This is a genomic window from Pantoea sp. ICBG 828, from assembly GCF_002928355.1.
Taxonomy (GTDB): Bacteria; Pseudomonadota; Gammaproteobacteria; order Enterobacterales; family Enterobacteriaceae; genus Pantoea; species Pantoea dispersa.
In genome coordinates this window covers 327,646-348,126 of sequence record NZ_POWN01000003.1, presented here as the reverse complement: position 1 = coordinate 348,126, position 20,481 = coordinate 327,646, and the positions used below count along the sequence as shown (strand labels likewise).

At 57.3% G+C, this 20,481-nt stretch carries 21 protein-coding genes and 2 tRNA genes; 6 read left to right on the top strand and 17 right to left on the bottom strand.

Features of this window, described 5'->3' with window-relative positions:
• Positions 1 to 21 precede the first annotated feature (21 nt).
• On the top strand, positions 22 to 543 hold the full coding sequence (locus C1Y43_RS09330; protein ID WP_021507686.1) for a type 1 glutamine amidotransferase domain-containing protein: 522 nt from the start codon (positions 22 to 24) through the stop codon (positions 541 to 543).
• A 34-nt stretch (positions 544 to 577) separates the two neighbouring features.
• Here C1Y43_RS09330 and C1Y43_RS09325 read toward each other — a convergent pair whose 3' ends face one another.
• Positions 578 to 991, bottom strand: a complete 414-nt coding sequence (locus C1Y43_RS09325) for a YhbP family protein (protein WP_058759569.1) — start codon at positions 989 to 991, stop codon at positions 578 to 580.
• A gap of 77 nt (positions 992 to 1,068) precedes the next feature.
• Between C1Y43_RS09325 and C1Y43_RS09320 the strand changes: the two genes are divergently transcribed.
• Positions 1,069 to 1,356: a GIY-YIG nuclease family protein gene (locus tag C1Y43_RS09320; protein ID WP_021507688.1), complete on the top strand. Its 288-nt coding sequence runs from the start codon at positions 1,069 to 1,071 to the stop codon at positions 1,354 to 1,356.
• Here the strand turns inward: C1Y43_RS09320 and C1Y43_RS09315 are convergent.
• Positions 1,340 to 1,846: a GNAT family N-acetyltransferase gene (locus C1Y43_RS09315; protein WP_021507689.1), complete on the bottom strand. Its 507-nt coding sequence runs from the start codon at positions 1,844 to 1,846 to the stop codon at positions 1,340 to 1,342. The genes C1Y43_RS09320 and C1Y43_RS09315 overlap by 17 nt on opposite strands.
• Complete coding sequence (locus tag C1Y43_RS09310) at positions 1,840 to 2,364, bottom strand: SCP2 domain-containing protein (protein WP_058759570.1); 525 nt, start codon at positions 2,362 to 2,364, stop codon at positions 1,840 to 1,842. The genes C1Y43_RS09315 and C1Y43_RS09310 overlap by 7 nt, the downstream gene beginning before the upstream one ends.
• Before the next feature lie 205 nt (positions 2,365 to 2,569).
• Between C1Y43_RS09310 and C1Y43_RS09305 the strand changes: the two genes are divergently transcribed.
• From C1Y43_RS09305 to C1Y43_RS09295, 3 genes are all read left to right on the top strand, one after another.
• The gene (locus C1Y43_RS09305; protein WP_021507691.1) at positions 2,570 to 3,565 is read left to right on the top strand and encodes a peptidase U32 family protein; all 996 of its coding nucleotides are present in this window, start codon (positions 2,570 to 2,572) and stop codon (positions 3,563 to 3,565) included.
• Positions 3,566 to 3,574: 9 nt separating this feature from the next.
• The gene (locus tag C1Y43_RS09300; protein WP_058759572.1) at positions 3,575 to 4,459 is read left to right on the top strand and encodes a U32 family peptidase; all 885 of its coding nucleotides are present in this window, start codon (positions 3,575 to 3,577) and stop codon (positions 4,457 to 4,459) included.
• Positions 4,460 to 4,575: 116 nt separating this feature from the next.
• Positions 4,576 to 5,586 (top strand): LLM class flavin-dependent oxidoreductase, encoded by a 1,011-nt coding sequence (locus tag C1Y43_RS09295; protein ID WP_021507693.1) that lies wholly within the window; start codon positions 4,576 to 4,578, stop codon positions 5,584 to 5,586.
• 3 nt (positions 5,587 to 5,589) lie between these two features.
• Here the strand turns inward: C1Y43_RS09295 and C1Y43_RS09290 are convergent, their stop codons facing one another.
• Entirely contained in the window at positions 5,590 to 6,504 is a 915-nt protein-coding gene (locus C1Y43_RS09290; RefSeq protein ID WP_059009545.1) for an AraC family transcriptional regulator, read from the bottom strand.
• Between the two features lie 182 nt (positions 6,505 to 6,686).
• Here C1Y43_RS09290 and C1Y43_RS09285 point away from each other — a divergent pair, with 182 nt between their 5' ends.
• Positions 6,687 to 7,433 carry an SDR family NAD(P)-dependent oxidoreductase gene (locus C1Y43_RS09285; RefSeq protein ID WP_104188023.1) on the top strand — a complete coding sequence of 249 codons (747 nt, stop codon included), beginning with the start codon at positions 6,687 to 6,689 and terminating at the stop codon, positions 7,431 to 7,433.
• A 65-nt stretch (positions 7,434 to 7,498) separates the two neighbouring features.
• Here the strand turns inward: C1Y43_RS09285 and C1Y43_RS09280 are convergent, their stop codons facing one another.
• The 13 genes from C1Y43_RS09280 to secG form a co-directional block, all read right to left on the bottom strand.
• Complete coding sequence (locus C1Y43_RS09280; protein WP_104188022.1) at positions 7,499 to 9,394, bottom strand: DEAD/DEAH family ATP-dependent RNA helicase; 1,896 nt, start codon at positions 9,392 to 9,394, stop codon at positions 7,499 to 7,501.
• Positions 9,395 to 9,410: 16 nt separating this feature from the next.
• Complete coding sequence (gene yrbN / locus C1Y43_RS24310; RefSeq protein WP_098053093.1) at positions 9,411 to 9,467, bottom strand: protein YrbN; 57 nt, start codon at positions 9,465 to 9,467, stop codon at positions 9,411 to 9,413.
• Positions 9,468 to 9,572: 105 nt separating this feature from the next.
• The gene (nlpI, locus tag C1Y43_RS09270; RefSeq protein WP_021507697.1) at positions 9,573 to 10,457 is read right to left on the bottom strand and encodes a lipoprotein NlpI; all 885 of its coding nucleotides are present in this window, start codon (positions 10,455 to 10,457) and stop codon (positions 9,573 to 9,575) included.
• A gap of 192 nt (positions 10,458 to 10,649) precedes the next feature.
• A complete protein-coding gene (gene pnp, locus C1Y43_RS09265) occupies positions 10,650 to 12,782 on the bottom strand; it encodes a polyribonucleotide nucleotidyltransferase (RefSeq protein ID WP_104188020.1) in 2,133 nt (710 codons plus the stop codon).
• 308 nt (positions 12,783 to 13,090) lie between these two features.
• Entirely contained in the window at positions 13,091 to 13,360 is a 270-nt protein-coding gene (rpsO, locus tag C1Y43_RS09260) for a 30S ribosomal protein S15 (RefSeq protein WP_010615981.1), read from the bottom strand.
• A 132-nt stretch (positions 13,361 to 13,492) separates the two neighbouring features.
• Positions 13,493 to 14,437 carry a tRNA pseudouridine(55) synthase TruB gene (gene truB, locus C1Y43_RS09255; protein WP_104188019.1) on the bottom strand — a complete coding sequence of 315 codons (945 nt, stop codon included), beginning with the start codon at positions 14,435 to 14,437 and terminating at the stop codon, positions 13,493 to 13,495.
• A complete protein-coding gene (gene rbfA, locus C1Y43_RS09250; protein ID WP_021507701.1) occupies positions 14,437 to 14,844 on the bottom strand; it encodes a 30S ribosome-binding factor RbfA in 408 nt (135 codons plus the stop codon). The genes truB and rbfA overlap by 1 nt, the downstream gene beginning before the upstream one ends.
• A 64-nt stretch (positions 14,845 to 14,908) precedes the next feature.
• Positions 14,909 to 17,599, bottom strand: coding sequence for a translation initiation factor IF-2 (gene infB / locus C1Y43_RS09245; RefSeq protein ID WP_021507702.1), 2,691 nt, complete (start codon positions 17,597 to 17,599; stop codon positions 14,909 to 14,911).
• 17 nt (positions 17,600 to 17,616) lie between these two features.
• Entirely contained in the window at positions 17,617 to 19,104 is a 1,488-nt protein-coding gene (gene nusA / locus C1Y43_RS09240; RefSeq protein ID WP_021507703.1) for a transcription termination factor NusA, read from the bottom strand.
• A gap of 24 nt (positions 19,105 to 19,128) precedes the next feature.
• Positions 19,129 to 19,581: a ribosome maturation factor RimP gene (rimP, locus tag C1Y43_RS09235; protein ID WP_031279732.1), complete on the bottom strand. Its 453-nt coding sequence runs from the start codon at positions 19,579 to 19,581 to the stop codon at positions 19,129 to 19,131.
• Positions 19,582 to 19,793: 212 nt separating this feature from the next.
• Positions 19,794 to 19,870: transfer RNA gene (locus C1Y43_RS09230), tRNA-Met, on the bottom strand.
• Between the two features lie 59 nt (positions 19,871 to 19,929).
• A tRNA-Leu gene (locus tag C1Y43_RS09225) sits at positions 19,930 to 20,016 on the bottom strand.
• 46 nt (positions 20,017 to 20,062) lie between these two features.
• The gene (gene secG, locus C1Y43_RS09220; RefSeq protein WP_010617340.1) at positions 20,063 to 20,398 is read right to left on the bottom strand and encodes a preprotein translocase subunit SecG; all 336 of its coding nucleotides are present in this window, start codon (positions 20,396 to 20,398) and stop codon (positions 20,063 to 20,065) included.
• Positions 20,399 to 20,481: the final 83 nt, after the last annotated feature.

Sequence of the window (20,481 nt, the reverse complement as noted above, 5' to 3'; positions counted from 1 at the left end):
TGACCAGCAAGGAGGAGAAAGATGAGCAAGAAAATAGCGGTTCTGATTACCGATGAATTTGAAGACTCAGAGTTTACCTCACCGGCCGAGGCCTTCACCAAAGCGGGCCATGAAGTGGTCACCATTGAGATGCAGGCGGGCAAAACCGTGAAGGGAAAACAGGGCAAAGCCGAAGTCAAAATCGACAAGGATATTGACCATGTCAGCCCGGCCGAGTTTGACGCGCTGCTGCTGCCCGGTGGTCATTCGCCTGACGCGCTGCGCGGTGACGATCGCTTTGTCACCTTTACCAAAGAGTTTGTCGCCAGCGGCAAACCGATTTTCGCCATCTGTCACGGTCCGCAGCTGCTGATCAGCGCGAACGGCGTGCGCGGTCGCAAAATGACCTGCGTGAAAGCTATCGCCATCGATCTGCGTAATGCCGGCGCGGACTTTTACGATAAAGAGGTGGTGGTTGATGATGACAAGCTGGTTACCAGCCGCACGCCTGAAGACCTGCCCGCGTTTAACCGCGAATCCCTGCGCATTCTGAACGCAGCGTAAGGCGGTCGCCCGGTGCGTCTCTGCGCGTGCCGGGCTAACGCTGCCAGACAATCTTTTTGCCAAACCCCAGCGCATTATCGGTCATTTTCAACTCATCCAGCGTAATTTCCCACAGCGGCGCGGTGACTTTTTTTGCCACCGGAAAGCGCGACTGATAGGCCTTCAGCGCCTGCGCCTCATCGGTCAGTTGTATACGCCCGCGATACTGCACGCCTTTAATCAGCAGCACCGTTTTCGGCTGGCCGTTCACCGTGCCGGCAACGCGTGGATGACGCGCCATCAGCGCGCCGTGACGCGTATCGGCTTCGGTCATCAGCCAGAACGCCATGCGCGCTTCATCGAATACGTAGAAACAGTTGGCGCACCATAGCGCATCACCGTCGCTGGCACACAGCGACAGCACGTGCTGCTTTTTCAGATAGCGAATCAGATGAGAATGGTCAGACAAGAGCAACTCCGTGCGTTGATAGCGATGCGGCCGCAGGCGCGTTACACTGCCCGCCAGCACATAAACGAGGTTTGTAAATGGAACAGGGCTGGCAGCTGTATATGCTGCAAACCGCCGCCGGGATGCTTTATACCGGCATCACCACTGACGTCAACCGTCGCCTGCAGCAGCACCAGCAGGGGCGCGGCGCCCGTGCGCTGCGCGGCAAAGGTCCACTGACGCTGGTGTTTCACTGCGCGGCTGGCGATCGCGCGGCGGCTTCCCGGCTGGAGTATCAGGTAAAACAGCTGAGCCGGGCGCAGAAACTGCTGCTGGTTGCCCAGCAGCCGGCCTGCTTAACGGCGTGGTTTAGTCGATACGATTGAAAGGTGCCGAGAAGGCGATCAGCCCTTCTGCCCCATCAAACGCATCGTCCGCCAGTTTATACACCTGAAACGCCGCTTCGCTGCCGGGCCAGCGGCAGTGCAGGCCGTGACGCGCCGCCGGCTCAAAGCCGAGCGGATTGTAGAACTGCGGATCGCCCAGCACCACCACGGCGCTGTAGCTGAACTCATTGAGCGAATCGAGCCCTTCATACACCAGCTGTTTAGCAATGCCCTGACTGCGCACCGAGGCATCAACCGCCAGCGGCGCCAGCGCCACCCAGTTACGATCCTCGCCCTGCAACGTCACCGGACTGAAGGCCGCATAACCCAGCACCTGGCCTTCGTCATCGGTAGCCACCACGCCCAGCGTGAGTAAACCGTCTTCACGCAGCTGCTGTACCAGTTCCGCTTCGGCTGCGGTGGCAAAACTGCGCTTTAACAGGCTGTCGATGCCTGCCGCGTCCACACCAATTTCAGTACGAATCAACATGAGATCCCCGCGCGCGCCTCAGCGGCCTTCGCGTCCTGTGTCATTCCTGCCTCAACAAAAGCAGCCAGCTGCAGCAACCCCGTGCGCAATGGCGTGGGCATGGCGTCCAGTTCTATGGCATCCATCAGATTCTTCACCTCCAGTCCCAGCTCCGTGTCGCCCTCAATCACCAGACGGCGCTGAAAGAACAACATATCGGGGTCGGCTTTGCGTGCTGCTACCAGCAGCAGATCGTTGGCTTCGCCACGAAACCAGACATCTGCTTCGGCGTCGCGCGAAACGGTCAGGCGCCCGTCCTGCAGCGTGGTGATCCAGCGCAGATTGACGTCCGCGATCTCAATGCCGAGATAGCGCCCTTGCAGAAAGTCTAACTCACCTTCAGCCAAAGCATGACGAAATTGCCAGTTTAGGAGTTGTTGCAAAACCGTTTTTTTCACGGCGAATGGTGTTAGCGACACCGGTAAAGCGAGGAATTCCGGCCCTTTTTCAATTAACAGGCCGCGTAAGCGTGCGAACATGCGCTGCACTCCCTTGAGAAAATTTTATCTATATTGCCACATCCGTCGGCTTTCGCCTCAACCGGGATCAAGGAAATCGCCCCGCGTCTGTGCGAAAATTCTCCATTCCGCCCTGGCAATCCCGCTTTCACTGCCTTAAATCAACATTGCAGCACCTGCGCTTCCTTACACTCAACGGCGTTCAGAATCCGGGGGAGGAAATTGTATGGAACTGCTGTGTCCGGCGGGGAATTTACCTGCGCTGAAATCGGCGGTGGAGCACGGCGCTGACGCGGTGTACGTCGGCCTGAAAGATGACACCAACGCCCGCCACTTTGCTGGCCTCAATTTTACCGATAAGAAACTGGCAGAAGCCGCGCGCTTCCTGCATCAGCACCGGCGTAAACTGCACGTGGCGATCAACACCTTCGCCCATCCCGACGGCCTTAACCGCTGGCAAAGCGCCATTGACGTCGCCGCACAGAACGGTGCCGATGCGCTGATTCTCGCCGATATCGCCACGCTGGAGTATGCCGCCAGCCGCTATCCGCAGGTTGAACGTCACCTGTCAGTGCAGGCATCCGCCACCAATCTGCAGGCCATTCAGTTTTATCACCGCCACTTTGCGCTGAGCCGCGTGGTGCTGCCGCGCGTGCTGTCGATGCACCAGGTGAAGCAGCTGGCGCGCGAAACGCCGGTGCCGCTCGAAGTATTCGCCTTTGGCAGCCTGTGCATCATGGCCGAAGGCCGCTGCTATCTCTCGTCGTGGCTGACCGGCGAGTCGCCGAACAGCGCGGGTGCCTGTTCACCGGCCAAATTTGTGCGCTGGCAGCAGACGGCACAGGGCATGGAGTCGCGCCTGAACGAAGTGCTGATTGACCGTTACGCCGCCGATGAGAGTGCGGGCTATCCGACGCTGTGTAAAGGGCGCTACGAGGTGGATAACCAGCGCTATCACGTGCTGGAAGAGCCCACCAGCCTCAATACCCTGGCGCTGCTGCCGGAGCTGCTGCGCGCCAATATCGCCTCGGTGAAAATTGAGGGACGCCAGCGCAGCCCGGCCTATGTGGCACAGGTGGCGAAAGTGTGGCGTCAGGCGATCGATCGCTGTATGGCCGATCCGCAACAGTTCACGGTGCAGGATCCGTGGATGCGCGCACTCGGTGAACTTTCTGAAGGCAGCCAGACCACGCTTGGCGCCTATCACCGCGACTGGCAATAAGGAGACCGTATGAAATACGCCATCGGCCCGGTGCTGTGGTACTGGCCTGCCGCCACGCTGGAGCAGTTTTATCAGCGCGCCGCAGAGAGCAGCGCAGAGATTGTCTACCTCGGCGAAGCGGTGTGCAGCAAACGCCGCGCCACTGCGTTCAGTCAGTGGATGGAGATGGGCCGCACGCTGGCGGCCAGCGGCAAACAGGTGGTGCTGAGCACGCTGGCGCTGCTGCAGTCGCCTTCGGAAGTCAAAGAGCTGCGCCGCTATGTTGAAAACGGTGAGTTCTTACTGGAAGCCAACGATATCGGCACCGTGAACATGGCGGCAGAGCGCAAACTGCCGTTTGTCGCCGGTCCCACCCTGAATGTGTATAACGCGCAGACGCTCCAGCTGCTGCTGCAGGAGGGCATGACGCGCTGGTGCATGCCGGTGGAGATGTCACGCGACTGGCTGATTCAGCTGTTGCAGCAGTGCCATGACGCTGGCCTGCGCGACCGGTTTGAGGTTGAAGTGCTCGGCTATGGCCATCTGCCGCTGGCGCTGTCGGCGCGCTGCTTTACCGCGCGTTCCGAAAACCGTGCCAAAGATGATTGCCAGACCTGCTGTATTGATTATCCCACCGGGCGCCGCGTGCTGTCGCAGGAGGGCCAGCAGGTATTTGTCCTGAACGGCATTCAGACCATGAGCGGCTACTGTTACAACCTTGGCAACGATCTCGCCGGTATGCATGGCTGGATCGATATTGTGCGCCTGTCGCCGCAGGATGAGAGCACCCTGGCACAGGTTGATCGCTTCCGCGCTAACGAAGCGGGTGAAGCGCCGCTGATGATGGCGCGCGGCAGCGACAGCAACGGTTACTGGCGCCGCCTGGCCGGAATGGCGCTGGATAGCGGCGGTTAAAGGCACATTCCGGCTATATTCCTGCCGTTATTAGCAGTTTTAATATGGGTAATGATGCGTAATACTGACTGGTGCAGGTTTACTTATCACCTGCGCCATCCTTTGCTGGAGTACCCATGTCTGAGAAGAAAACTGTTCGCCTGTCCGTACTGGATCTGGCCCCCATTCCGCAAGGCTCGTCTGCGCGCGATGCCTTCCATAATTCGCTGGCGCTGGCGCGTCAGGCTGAAGCCCTTGGCTTTCATCGCTACTGGCTGGCCGAACACCACAACATGACCGGCATCGCCAGCGCCGCAACGTCGGTGCTGATTGGCTATCTCGCCGCTAACACCGAAACGCTGCGCCTCGGCTCCGGCGGGATCATGCTGCCCAACCACGCACCGCTGGTGATTGCCGAACAGTTTGGCACCCTGGAATCCCTCTACCCTGGCCGTATCGATCTCGGACTGGGCCGCGCGCCCGGCTCCGATCAGCGCACCATGCTGGCGCTGCGCCGTCATCTTTCGAGCGCCCAGGCCGACAGCTTCCCGGAAGATGTGGCCGATCTGATCCGCTGGTTCGATGCCGAAGAGGGCGAACATCCGCCGGTACAGCCGGTGCCTGGCCTCGGGCTGAAAATTCCGGTGTGGCTGCTGGGTTCCAGCCTGTATAGCGCGCAGCTGGCGGCGCAGCTTGGTCTGCCGTTTGCCTTTGCTTCGCACTTCGCGCCAGACCTGCTGTTGCAGGCGCTGCACCTGTATCGCGAAAAATTCCAGCCCTCTGCGCGTCTGGCAAAACCTTACGCTATGGTGTGTGTCAACGTGGTGGCGGCAGACAGCGATCGTGATGCGCGCTTCCTGTTCACCTCGATGCAGCAGCAGTTCATTAATCTGCGCCGCGGCAAGCCCGGCCCGCTGCCGGCGCCGGTGGAGAACATGGATAACCTGTGGTCGCCGTCCGAACAGTATGGCGTGCAGCAGGCGCTGAGCATGTCGGTGGTGGGCGATAAAGATAAAGTGCGCCACGGCCTTGCCGCACTGCTGCGCGAAACCCAGGCGGATGAGATCATGGTCAACGGCCAGATTTACGATCCGCAGGCGCGCCTGCGTTCGTTCGCGCTGGCGATGGAAGCCGCACGCACGCTGTAAGCCTTACTGCGGTGGGGAGAGTCCTTCCGGCCCCACCGCCATCTTGCGCACATCGCGCGCCGGTGACTGGCCATAAAAACGGCTGTACTCCCGGCTGAACTGCGACGCACTCTGATAGCCCACCCGGTAGCCCGCCGTCCCGGCATCCAGCTTCTCAATCATCATCAGTCGGCGCGCTTCGTTGAGCCGCAACTGCTTCTGATACTGCATCGGCGTCATTGCCGTAACCGCTTTAAAGTGATGGTGCAGCGATGAAATGCTCATGCCAACGCTGCTGGCCAGCTGATCCACCTTCAGCGGTTGATGAAAGTTTTCGCGCAGCCAGCGCGCCGCGCGCGCCACTTTGTTGCCCGGGCGCTCGGTCAGCGCCATATTCAGAATGCGCGGCCCTTCCGGCCCGGTCAGCAGGCGATAGAAAATCTCCTGCTCAATCAGCGGTGCCAGCGCGGCGATATCCTGCGGCTGATCCAGCAGCGCCACCAGCCGCATCACCGCATCCACCAGCGGCGGCGCGACTTTATGGACGGTAATGCTGCGTTCGGGGGCGGCGCTGCCAATCTGCTGCGGCGGAAAATGTTCCAGATAGCGCAGCAGGCGCGCTTCGTTGATGGTGATGCCGACGCCAAGACAGGGTTTCTCTGGTGTCGCCAGCACCACGCAGGACTGCACCGGCATGTCCATGGTGACCAGCAGCAGATCGCCCGGCCCGTAATGCATCACATCATCGCCCATGCGCAGTGCTTTCTGGCCCTGGGCCATCAGCGCAAAACCCGCCCAGCTGGCAATGTGCGCCAGGCTGGAGGGGTGCGAGCTGCGGCCAAAAGAGAGAAAATCAATCGCGCTGGCGGTGCGCCCATCCTGCTGCGCGTGACGGGCAATCATCGCCACCAGCTGCTGCCACTGTTCCTGATGAATCATGCGTTAAGCACTCCGCGATGAAAAATCACTGAATCCCCCATTCTTACCTGCCGATGCGGTTGCGCCTAGTCCCTGCGCCACAGATTTGCAGGATCGTGCAAAAAGCTTGCAGGATTGCGCTACCGCACAAAGCGGCAACAGCGCATGCTTTACTCACCCGAAATCTCAGGTGGAGAGACACAATGCAAGCACTTGAAGGCAAAATTGCGCTGGTGACGGGCGCGTCGAAAGGCATTGGCGCCGCCATCGCCATGACTTTCGCCGCGGCCGGCGCCCGGGTGGTGGTGAATTATCGTCAGGATGAAGCGGGCGCGACGGATGTGGTGACCGATATCTGCGCGCTGGGAAGCGACGCCATCGCCGTACAGGCCGATATATCCCGTGAAGCTGACGTGCAGCGCCTGTTCGCCAGCAGTATCGCTCAGTTTGGCGCGCCAGACATCGTGGTCAACAACGCCGGCATGTTTCACCATGGCGACTTCGCCAGCCTCAGCGTCAGCGACATGCAGCAGCAGCTCAACGTCAATCTGCTCGGTACGCTGCTGGTGTGCCAGCAGGCGGCGCAGCATTTTCCGGCGCGCGGCGGCTGCATCATTAACCTCAGCGCGCTGAACAGCCAGCGCAGCCTGCCCGGCTCGGTGCTGTGGTCAGCGACTAAAGGCGCGATCGACACCTTAACGCAGGGGCTGGCACGTGAGCTGGGCCCGCGCAACATTCGCGTCAACGCGCTGGCACCGGGAATCATTCTGACCGAAGGGCTGCTGGCAGCGAAAAAAATGAATGCAGAATTTAAAGCGCAGCTGATCGCGGCCACGCCGCTGGGACGCTTTGGCCTGCCGGAGGATGTGGCGCAGGTGGCGCTATTTCTGGCGTCGGAAGAGTCGGCTTATGTTACCGGTGAGCGGGTGCTGATTGCCGGCGGCGTGTAAAGTCCGCATTACAGACATAAAAAAAGGACGCTTGCGCGTCCTTTTTATTTTTAAGCGATTAACGCTTATGCATCACGGCGACGTGGTGCAGCTGCGCCTTCGTCGCGACGTGGGCCACGGCCACCTTCACGACTGAAACGTCCGCCTTCACGACCGCCTTCGCGACGCTCAGAGAAACGACGCGGTGCGCCACCTTCACGGTTGCCACCCTCGCGGTTACCACGACGCTCACCACCGAAGTCACGACCGCCGCTACGACGCTCGGTGCGCTCGTGTGGCTGCGCATCGCCCAGCAGCTGCATATTCATCGGCTTGTTGAGAATACGCGTACGCGTGAAGTGCTGCAGGACTTCACCCGGCATGCCTTTTGGCAGCTCGATAGTGGAGTGAGTACCAAACAGCTTGATGTTACCGATGTAACGGCTGCTGATGTCGCCTTCGTTAGCAATCGCGCCCACGATATGACGCACTTCAACACCGTCATCACGGCCCACTTCAATGCGGTACAGCTGCATTTCGCCAACGTCACGACGTTCGCGACGTGGACGATCGCCACCTTCGCGGCTGTCACGGCTGTCACGACGTGGACGGTCGCCGCCACGCTCATCGCGATCGCGGAATTCACGACGCTGTGGACGTGGTGCATCCGGTGGCAGAATCAGTGGACGTTCGCCCTGCGCCATTTTCAGCAGTGCAGCGGCCAGCGTTTCCATATCCAGCTCTTCTTCTGGCTGCATTTTTGCCAGCAGCGCACGGTACTGATCCAGATCGCTGCTTTCCAGCTGCTGCTGAACTTTCGCAGCGAACTGCGCCAGACGACGCTGACTCAGCAGCTCGGCGTTAGGCAGCTCAACTTCCGGAATAGTCAGCTTCATGGTGCGTTCGATGTTGCGCAGCAGACGACGCTCGCGGTTCTCAACGAACAGCAGCGCACGGCCAGCACGACCCGCACGACCGGTACGGCCGATACGGTGCACATACGATTCGGCATCCATCGGGATGTCGTAGTTAACCACCAGGCTAATACGCTCAACGTCCAGACCACGGGCCGCAACGTCAGTCGCGATCAGGATATCCAGACGACCGTCTTTCAGGCGCTCCAGCGTCTGCTCACGCAGCGCCTGGTTCATGTCACCGTTCAGCGCGGCGCTGTTGTAGCCGTTACGCTCCAGCGTTTCTGCAACTTCCAGCGTGGCATTTTTGGTGCGCACGAAGATGATGGCAGCATCGAAGTCTTCCGCTTCGAGGAAGCGCACCAGCGCGTCAGACTTACGGCCGTAAGCGGTCCAGTAAGACTGAGAAATGTCCGGGCGTGTAGTGATGCTGGACTGGATGCGCACTTCCTGCGGATCCTTCATGAAACGCTTAGTGATACGGCGAATCGCTTCCGGCATGGTTGCAGAGAACAGTGCGGTCTGATGACCTTCCGGGATCTGCGCCATGATGGTTTCAACGTCTTCGATGAAGCCCATACGCAGCATTTCATCGGCTTCGTCCAGTACCAGACCACGCAGGCTGGACAGGTCCAGGGTACCGCGTTTCAGGTGATCCAGCAGACGGCCCGGGGTACCAACCACGATCTGTGGCCCCTGGCGCAGTGCGCGCAGCTGCACGTCATAACGCTGGCCACCGTACAGGGCCACGACGTTAATACCGCGCATGTGTTTAGAGAATTCTGTCATCGCTTCAGCCACCTGAACCGCCAGTTCGCGGGTCGGTGCCAGCACCAGGATTTGCGGTGCGCGGACAGAAGGATCAAGGTTGTTCAGCAGCGGCAGCGAGAACGCTGCTGTTTTACCACTACCGGTCTGCGCCATACCCAGCACGTCACGGCCCGCCAGCAGGTGAGGAATACACTCAGCCTGGATTGGCGATGGCTTAACGTAGCCCATACCGTTCAGTGATTCGAGGATGTCGGCGTTCAGGCCCAGATCAGCAAAAGTGGTTTGAATATCAGTCATGTAGTACACGTGCCTCTTAGATTGCGGCGGCCAGTCTACATAACTCGTCGTGAAAACTTTCAGTCATTTTCATCAAAAAGTGTGAACCGGCTCAAATTAGAAGTTTTGACGAACAGAAAAGCCCTCACCTGTTCAGGCGATGACTTTACGGGTAAATCAGGCAATAAAAGTTCGTCAGCTATTGCTGGTCAGATTCTGATAAATCGTCTTGTGTCTGGCCGAGTTGCGCCAGTTCCAACAATGCGTATCGGTGTTCAACAAAGTTATTAACGTTGTTGGCCACCGCCAGTTTGAACAACGCTTTCGCGTCGTCCTTCTCCCCCAGACTTAGGTAGTACTTACCTAAATAGAAGTTGGTTTCACTGAGATGTTCAGCGAGCGAGGTGTTATCCGTTGCGTCCGCCTTGAGACGTTCCATCAATGTTTTTTCACTGATGTCGCCCAGGTAGAACTCGACAATATTCCATCCCCATTGGTCCTTAGCCGCCTTGTCGTAACGCTGTTGGAGCGTCACTTTTGCCTTATCGGCGTCCATCTCGCGTTCAACGAGGTAGAGCCACAGGCTGCGGAACGGATCGTTAGGATCGTCTTGATAAAACGCCAGCAGATCATCTTGCGCTAACTTGTATCGACCGCCGTAATAGAGGGCGATACCACGGTTTAAATGCGCATAGTTGTAAGTTGGATCAAGCTCAAGTACAGAATCAAACGCTTCATAGGCAGCATCAAAATTGCCTGCCTGCGTTAAGTAAATGCCGAGATAGTTAAACACTTCCGGCATATCCGGTCTGATAGACAGCGCTTGCGAGAAATCGTTCCGCGCTAGTGCCCTCAGACCCAAACTATCATACAACACTCCGCGCTCATATAACAGCTGTGCGCGTTCATCATCGGTCAGGGCCCGACTGGCAAGAATTTGTTCCATTCGCGCCAGAATAACCTCTTGCTGCAGTGTGGGCTGCAAAGGTACTGCCAGAACTTCGTTCTTACGCCAATTGGAGTTGCTGCATCCTGCCAGCGTGATAGCTGTCGCAACAAAACACCAGCGCAAAAAAGGCTTCATTTCCCACTCCCGAATACAAACATTGGGATAACCATCCTGTCATCCGCCTGCTATGCACAAGGGTTCCCGCCCTCGCGATGATACCCGTCCTGCTTCAGCTGCACTGACACGCTGACCAGCGCGCGACGCATTCCGGGTATACAAACACCGCTCCCCACCAGCAGGCAGGGAGCGGCTGATCAGGAAAAACGCTTACTCGGCGTCAGGCGTCGTCACCGCAGCGGTTTCTTCTGCTGGCTTCTGCTCTGTCGCTTCTTTGATGCTGAGACGAACGCGGCCCTGACGATCCACTTCCATCACTTTAACTGGCACTTCCTGACCCATCTGCAGGTAATCGGTCACTTTCTCTACACGCTTGTCGGCGATCTGAGAAATGTGTACCAGACCTTCTTTACCGCCGCCGATTGCCACGAAGGCACCGAAATCAACGATACGGGTCACTTTACCGGCGTAGATACGGCCCACTTCGATCTCAGCGGTGATCTCTTCGATGCGGCGAATCGCTTCTTTGGCTTTCAGGCCGTCGGTCGCTGCGATCTTCACGGTGCCATCATCTTCGATTTCGATGGTGGTGCCGGTCTCTTCGGTCAGCGCACGGATAACTGAACCGCCTTTACCGATGACGTCTTTGATCTTGTCTGAGTTGATCTTGATGGTGTAGATGCGCGGCGCGAACTCGGAGATCTCCTGACGCGGCGTGCTGATCGCCTGTTCCATCACGCTCAGAATGTGCAGACGCGCACCCTTGGCCTGGTTCAGTGCCACCTGCATGATTTCGCGGGTGATACCTTCAATTTTGATGTCCATCTGCAGCGCGGTGATACCTTCACGGCTACCGGCTACTTTGAAGTCCATATCGCCGAGGTGATCTTCGTCGCCGAGGATGTCAGACAGCACCACGAACTTCTCGTCTTCTTTCACCAGACCCATCGCGATACCGGCAACGGCCGCTTTGATCGGTACACCAGCGTCCATCAGTGCCAGTGATGCACCGCACACGGAAGCCATAGAAGAAGAACCGTTCGATTCGGTGATTTCAGACACGACGCGCACGGTGTACGGGAACGCATCCTGTTTAGGCATTACTGCCAGCACGCCACGCTTCGCCAGACGGCCGTGACCAATTTCACGACGCTTCGGTGAGCCAACCATACCGGTTTCGCCCACGGAGTACGGAGGGAAGTTGTAGTGGAACAGGAAGCTGTCAGTACGCTCGCCCATCAGCTCATCGAGATTCTGTGCGTCACGCGCGGTACCGAGGGTAGCAGCGACCAGCGCCTGCGTTTCACCACGGGTAAACAGCGCAGAACCGTGGGTACGCGGCAGTACGCCAGTGCGCACGTCCAGACCACGGATCATATCTTTTTCACGGCCATCGATACGCGGTTCGCCGTTCAGGATACGGGTACGCACCACGTTCTTTTCCAGGCTGTGTACGATGTCACCGATTTCGGCATCATCCAGCGTTTCGTCTTCAGCCAGCAGTGCGGCGATGGTTTCGTCTTTGATGACGCCAACCTGCGCATAGCGCTCCTGCTTGTCAGTGATGCGGTACGCATCGCTGATGCGCGCTTCGGCCAGGGCGGCAACGCGTGCGATCAGCGCATCGTTCGCCGACTCTGGCTGCCAGTCCCAGCGTGGTTTGCCTGCTTCGGCCACCAGCGCATTGATGTTTTCAATCACAACCTGCTGCTGGTCGTGGCCGAACACCACAGCACCCAGCATCTGGTCTTCGGTCAGGATGTCCGCTTCAGATTCCACCATCAGCACTGCATTCTGCGTACCGGCAACCACCAGATCCAGACGAGACTGTTTGATCTCATCCGCGGTTGGGTTCAGCACGTACTGATCGTTGATGTAACCGACGCGTGCCGCACCGATTGGGCCGTTGAACGGAATGCCAGACAGTGACAGCGCAGCAGAAGCACCGATCATCGCAACGATGTCCGGGTTAACCTGCGGGTTCACAGATACCACAGTCGCGATAACCTGTACTTCGTTAACAAAACCTTCCGGGAACAGCGGACGCACCGGGCGGTCAATCAGACGCGCAATCAGGGTTTCGCCTTCGCTTGGACGGCCTTCACGACGGAAGAAGCTGCCCGGAATACGGCCAGCGGCGTAAGTACGCTCCTGGTAGTTCACTGTCAGAGGGAAGAAGTCCTGACCGGCTTTGGCTTTTTTCTGGCCCACGACGGTAACGAATACCGCTGTGTCGTCCATGCTTACCATTACTGCTGCGGTGGCCTGGCGCGCCATCATGCCGGTTTCCAGCGTGACGGTATGCTGACCATATTGGAATTTGCGTACGATCGGGTTCAGCAAAATTTAAGTCCTTAAATTCGTGGCAAAGCCTGCTCGGCCCGCCGGGGATTACCGATCTTTAGTTGCATCCTCGCGACTAATGACAACCCTTAACCGCCCCTGCGGTAAAGCCTCTCATTAGCCGCGCGAACCTCTGCAAGCAAAGATCACTCTCAGCAACAATACATGAGTTTGGTCCGGATTGCTGCGGATTGCTCGAAAAAAGGGGCCATAAAGGCCCCCTTTTCGCGAAACTCGCACAAATCTGATCACCAGATGCGGTTTTTTGCATACTGCATGCGCTACATCGTTGATCAGATTCTTCAGACTTAGCGACGCAGACCCAGGCTTTCGATCAGGCTGGTGTAACGTGCAACGTCTTTACGCTTCAGGTAGTCCAGCAGCTTACGACGCTGGGATACCATGCGCAGCAGACCGCGACGGCTGTGGTGGTCTTTCTTGTGCTCAGAGAAGTGACCCTGCAGGTGGTTAATCTGAGCAGTCAGCAGAGCAACCTGAACTTCAGTTGAACCGCTGTCGTTAGCGCCACGACCGTATTTAGCAACGATCTCTGCTTTAGCTTCTACGCTTAGAGACATAATAAACTCCAGTAAAAAATGAATGTATGGGTGCCGATCTCTAATTCAGCAGCCCGCTTTTAAAGCCGCGCTATTCTACTCTTCGCCCGGTAGCAACGCAAATGCGCTGTAACGCCCAGCGGTAATACGCGGTCAGTCGGCAAACTCTACTACCAGACGACGCGGTGCCACGCGACCATCGTCAGCGATTTCCGCCATACCGATAAATTTCTGCTGCTCACCTTCGGTCACCCGCACCAGCCCGCTGGCCGGCGCGTTTTCCGCCTGGACCGGCATGCCCTGTTTGAACCAGGCCGCGACCGGCGTGGGCAGATTGACCGCTGGAAAATCTTCCGCCGGGCTGTCCATCGGCAACAGCAACGCGTCCAGCGGTGCGTAATCCGGCGTTTCCGCCGCATTAACCTGCGCCGCCAGCGCCTGCAGCTGTTCCAGCGTCATCATGCGCGCAATCGGGTAACGCGCCACCTGCAGACGGCGCAGCATGATCACATGTGCACCGCAGCCGAGCTTCTCACCTAAATCGTCAATGATGGTGCGAATGTAGGTGCCTTTGGAAACATGGATTTCCAGCTCCAGCTCGTCGCCCTGCCAGCGAATAAACTGCAGTTCAAACACGGTAATCGGTCGCGCTTCACGCGGCACGGTGACGCCTTCGCGCGCATATTCGTACAGCTTGCGGCCCTGATACTTGAGCGCCGAGAACATGGTGGGCACCTGCAGCGTCTCGCCGCGAAAGCTCTCCAGCGCGGCGTCCAGCTCAGCCTGGCTGAAGGTCACCGGCCGCGTTTCAACGATATTGCCGTCCGCATCGGAGGTATCGGTGCGCTGGCCCAGACGGGCAATCACGCGGTAACGCTTGTCCGAATCCAGCAGATAGCGGGAAAACTTGGTGGCTTCGCCGAGACAAATCGGCAGCATACCGGTGGCCAGCGGATCGAGCGCGCCGGTATGGCCCGCCTTGTTAGCATTAAACAGGCGTTTTACTTTTTGCAGCACATCGTTAGAGGATGCGCCCTGGTGTTTATCCAGCAGGAAAACACCGTGGACATCACGACCACGGCGACGAGGACGACTCATCAGTCCTCCTTGTCGTCTTCCGCCGGGCTTTCACCCCGTCGCTCAGCATCGTTTCTGATCACGTTAGACACCAGATTCGACATGCGCATCCCTTCAATCAGCGAGTTATCGTAAAAGAAGGTCAGCTCCGGCACGATGCGCAGACGCATCGCTTTACCGAGCAGAATACGGATGTAGCCAGACGCTTCTTTCAGCGCTTTGAGGCCGTTTTTCACCGCTTCTTCATCCTGGTCGTTCAGGAAGGTCACGAACACTTTGGCATACGCCAGATCGCGTGACACCTCAACGCCAGACACGGTGACCATCATACCCAGACGCGGGTCTTTGATTTCGCGCTGCAGGATGATCGCAATCTCTTTCTGCAACTCCTGCGCCACGCGCTGTGGGCGACCAAACTCTTTCGCCATACTATTTCTCCCAAATAATTCGGGAGGCCAGAGGCCTCCCAAATTGCATCACATCGACCAGCAATTACTCGATGGTGCGTTTAACTTCAATCACTTCGAACACTTCGATCATATCGCCAACGCGAACGTCGTTGTAGTTCTTCACGCCGATACCACACTCCATGCCGTTACGCACTTCGTTGACGTCATCTTTGAAGCGACGCAGAGATTCCAGCTCGCCTTCATAGATAACCACGTTGTCGCGCAGTACGCGGATCGGGTTGTGACGTTTGATGTTGCCTTCGGTGACCATACAGCCAGCAATCGCGCCAAATTTCGGTGACTTGAACACGTCACGGACTTCGGCCAGACCGATAATCTGCTGTTTGAACTCCGGTGCCAGCATGCCGCTCATGGCTGCTTTCACTTCGTCAATCAGGTTATAGATGACGGAGTAGTAGCGCAGATCAACGTTTTCAGCGTCAATCACGCGACGCGCAGAGGCATCAGCACGCACGTTGAAGCCGAGGATGATCGCGTTGGACGCAGCGGCCAGGGTGGCGTCGGTTTCGGTGATACCGCCCACGCCAGAACCGATAATCTTCACCTTCACTTCGTCGGTGGAGAGTTTCAGCAGCGAGTCGGAGATCGCTTCCACAGAACCCTGTACGTCGGACTTCAGGACGATGTTCAGCTCGGACACTTCGCCTTCGGTCATGTTGGCAAACATGTTTTCCAGCTTGGACTTCTGCTGACGCGCCAGTTTGACTTCGCGGAATTTGCCCTGACGATACAGTGCCACTTCACGCGCTTTCTTCTCGTCACGCACCACGGTCGCTTCGTCACCCGCTGCCGGCACACCGGACAGACCGAGGATTTCCACCGGAATCGATGGACCCGCTTCCAGCACTTCGCGACCCAGTTCGTCACGCATCGCACGCACACGGCCGTATTCGAAGCCGCACAGTACGATATCGCCCTTGTTCAGCGTACCTTCACGCACCAGCACGGTCGCTACCGGACCACGACCTTTGTCGAGGAACGATTCGATCACCACACCGCTCGCCATACCCTGACGAATTGCAGTCAGCTCCAGTACTTCCGCCTGCAGCAGAATCGCGTTCAGCAGGTCGTCGATACCGGTACCGGCTTTCGCCGAGACGTTAACGAACATGTTCTCGCCGCCCCACTCTTCCGGAATGATACCGTACTGGGTCAGCTCGTTCTTCACGCGATCCGGATCGGCTTCTGGCTTATCGATCTTGTTCACGGCCACGACCACTGGCACACCGGCCGCTTTCGCGTGCTGGATAGCTTCGACGGTCTGCGGCATCACGCCATCATCCGCCGCCACCACCAGGATAACGATATCCGTGGCCTGCGCACCACGTGCACGCATTGCGGTAAACGCGGCGTGGCCCGGGGTGTCGAGGAAGGTGATCATGCCGTTATCGGTTTCAACGTGATACGCACCGATGTGCTGGGTAATCCCGCCCGCTTCGCCGGAGGCGACTTTGGTGGAGCGGATGTAGTCCAGCAGCGAGGTTTTACCGTGGTCAACGTGACCCATGATGGTCACGACCGGCGCACGGCTTTCCTGCGCAGCATCGGTATCACGATCGTCCATTACCGCTTCTTCCAGCTCGTTCTCGCGGCGCAGGATCACTTTGTGACCCATCTCTTCGGCCACCAGCTGGGCGGTTTCCTGGTCGATAACCTGGTTGATGGTCGCCATGGCACCCATCTTCATCATCGCTTTAATAACCAGCGAGCCTTTCACCGCCATTTTGTTGGCCAGTTCGGCAACGGTGATGGTTTCGCCAATGATGACGTCACGGTTCACCGCCTGAGCAGGTTTGTTGAAGCCCTGCTGCAGCGTGCTTGGTTTACGATGTTTGCCACCTTTACCGCCGCGTACCTGAGCACGCGCTTCTTCACGGTCAGTTTTGGCTTCAGAGTGCTTGTTGCCTTTTTTGGCCGGACGCGCTGCCTTGGTGGTGCGGGTGCGACCACGCCCGCCTTCGACTTCGCGATCGTTTTCGTCTTCTGCCTGACGGGCATGAGTTGAAGTGGTGACGTGGTAGTCGCCCTTATCTTCTTCCTCTGGTTTTTCCCATTCAGCGGCTTTCTCTTCGGCCAGACGACGGGCTTCTTCCGCCGCGCGGCGCGCATTCTCTTCCAGCTTACGGCGCGCTTCTTCTTCCGCTTTACGCTTCAGTTCGGCGGCTTCAGCTTCACGACGGGCTTTGTCAGATTGCGCAGCCTTGGTCATTTCGTCGGTAGGTTGATTAGTCACTTTCTCATTTTCCGCTGCTTCACGCTTAGCCTTGTCAGCGGCTTCGCGCTTGGCTTTCTCTTCGGCTTCACGTTGCGCTTTTTGTTCAGCTTCGCGACGGGCTTGTTCTTCAGCCTCGCGACGCGCCTGCTCTTCCGCTTCACGCTGCGCCTCGGCTTCTGCTTCCGCCTGAGCTTGCTCAGCGTCGGCATCACCTTTCACGTATGTGCGCTTTTTGCGGACTTCGATTTGCACCGACTTACTTTTACCCCCGGTGCCTGGAATATTCAAGGTGCTGCGCGTTTTGCGCTGCAACGTCAGTTTGCCTGAACCGGTCTGACCGTGCTCACGATTCAGGTGGGACAGTAAGGTCTCTTTCTCTTGCTGGGATACGGCGTCGTTTTCAGACTTACGGATCCCTGCATCAGCAAATTGCTGTACCAGGCGATCGACCGGAGTCTGAATTTCGGCGGCCAGCGATTTTACGGTTACATCTGTCATGCTGTTCCTTCCTGTTATTACGCGTCATCGCCGAACCAGCAGATATTACGTGCAGCCATAATCAGCGCACCGGCTTTCTCATCATCCAGCCCTTCAATATCTGTCAGATCGTCAACACCTTGCTCAGCGAGATCTTCCAGCGTGCAAACGCCTTTTGACGCCAGGCGATACGCCAGCGCACGATCCAGGCCTTCAAGATTCAGCAGGTCCTCAGCAGGTTCCTGATTACCAAGGCTCTCTTCTTTCGCTAATGCCAGGGTGGTTAACGCATTTTTTGCTCGTTCACGCAGGGCTTCAATGGTCTCTTCGTCGAGGCCGTCGATTTCCAGCAGCTCGTTGATTGGCACGTAAGCCAATTCTTCCAGCGAAGAGAAGCCCTCTTCCACCAGTACGGTGGCGAACTCTTCGTCGATGTCGAGATGTTTAGTGAACATATCGATCGCTGCATGGGCTTCGGCCTGATGCTTCGCCTGCAGATCATCGACGGTCATCACGTTCAGCTCCCAGCCGCTCAGCTGGGATGCCAGACGCACGTTTTGGCCATTACGGCCAATCGCCTGAGCCAGATTGCCGGCTTCAACAGCGATATCCATGGTGTGATTGTCTTCATCCACCACAATTGACGCCACATCGGCAGGTGCCATGGCGTTAATCACGAACTGTGCCGGGTTGTCGTCCCACAGCACGATATCAATACGCTCGCCGCCCAGCTCGCTGGACACCGCCTGCACGCGCGCACCGCGCATACCGACGCAGGCACCGACCGGATCGATACGTTTGTCGTTAGTTTTTACCGCAATTTTGGCGCGTGAACCCGGATCGCGCGCTGCCGCTTTGATCTCGATAACTTCTTCGCCAATCTCCGGCACTTCAATGCGGAACAGTTCGATCAGCATCTCCGGTTTGGAGCGGGTAACGAACAGTTGCGCACCACGCGCTTCCGGACGCACGGCATACAGCACGCCGCGAATACGGTCACCCGGGCGGAAGTTTTCACGCGGCAGCATGTCTTCACGCACAATCACCGCTTCGGCGTTGTTGCCGAGATCCAGTGAAATGTTGTCGCGATTCACTTTCTTCACCACGCCGGTGATGATTTCGCCTTCCTGCTCGCGGAACTGATCGACCACCATCGCGCGCTCGGCTTCACGCACTTTCTGGACGATAACCTGTTTCGCGGTCTGCGTGGTGATACGGTCGAAGGTGACAGATTCGATCTGATCTTCAACATAATCGCCCAGATTGAAGGCTTCATCTTCAAAGCGTGCTGCTTCCAGCGTGATCTCGCGCGTTGGCTGCGTGACTTCTTCTACAACCACCCAGCGACGGAAGGTGTCGAAATCGCCGCTGCGACGGTCAATGCTGACGCGCACGTCGATTTCCTGCTCATACTTCTTCTTGGTCGCAGTGGCCAAAGCGCTCTCCAGCGCTTCGAAGATTTTCTCACGCGGCAGGGCTTTTTCGTTAGAAACGGCTTCTACTACAGCTAAGATCTCTTTGTTCATCCTGGTTAGCCTCAATCCGGACTTTTAAAAGTGGGGGACCAGGTTCGCTTTCTGAATGTTGCTCAGCGCGAACACTTCATCGTTACCCTCAACGGTTACCGTGATCATCTCGCCTTCGACAGACTTGATGATGCCCTGCCATTTACGGCGGTTCTGCACGGCCATACGCAGTACCAGGCTCACCTCTTCGCCGGCGAAACGCGCATAGTGCTCCGCGGTGAACAGAGGGCGATCGAGACCCGGTGAGGAAACTTCAAGGTTGTAAGCCACCGTAATAGGATCTTCCACATCCATTACAGCGCTGACCTGGTGGCTAACATCGGCGCAATCATCAACATTGATACCCTCTTCACTATCAATATAGATGCGCAAGGTTGATGTGCGACCACGAATGAACTCGATACCGACCAATTCGTAGCCAAGCGCTTCTACCGGAGCAGAGATCAACTCTGTCAACTTTTGCTCTAATGTGGACAAGCCCACCCCCAAGACATAAAAAAAGGGCCTAAAGCCCAGTGTTACGATTTCCTGATAACAAAAAACCCCGAAAATTCGGGGCTTTTTGTGACTGGACCCTGTATGCCGCGATGCGGCTTCGGCACACCATCCAGCAGAATTTTTTTCAAAACTGACTGCGGATGCGTCCGTCGATGCATACAGTATATTTGAAAAAGAACTCTAAGGGAAAGTGGTTGCGGGGGCCGGATTTGAACCGACGACCTTCGGGTTATGAGCCCGACGAGCTACCAGGCTGCTCCACCCCGCGTCCGAAAACGTGGCGAATATTACGCCGATCTTGCGAAAAATGCAAGTTATACTGAGATTTGGTACCGAGGACGGGACTTGAACCCGTAAGCCCAATCGGGCACTACCACCTCAAGGTAGCGTGTCTACCAATTCCACCACCTCGGCACTTCACTGACTGCGACGATACGATGTCGCTTTAGCGCTGACGATCTTACTGCGGGATATCATTGCCCGGCGTGGCCGGTTTAGCTGGCTGAGTCTGCTGTTGAGACTGAGCCGGCGCGCTGAGGTTTTCCCACTCGCTTCCTTTGGAAGTCTTGTTACTGTTCAGGTTGCCCAGAATCAGACTGATGATGAAGAACAGCGTAGCCAGTACCGCGGTCATGCGAGTCATGAAGTTACCAGACCCGGTTGAACCGAACAGCGTACCAGAAGCGCCTGCACCGAATGAGGCTCCCATATCAGCGCCTTTGCCTTGCTGCAGCATGATCAGGCCAACGAGGCCAATCGCTACAATAAGGAAAACAACCAACAGAGCTTCGTACATAATCAACCTGTTTCCTTGCGCGTTATCCGCACAGTTAAAGCTTCAACCAATATTGACGGGGAGTCTCGTCATCACCCATCAGA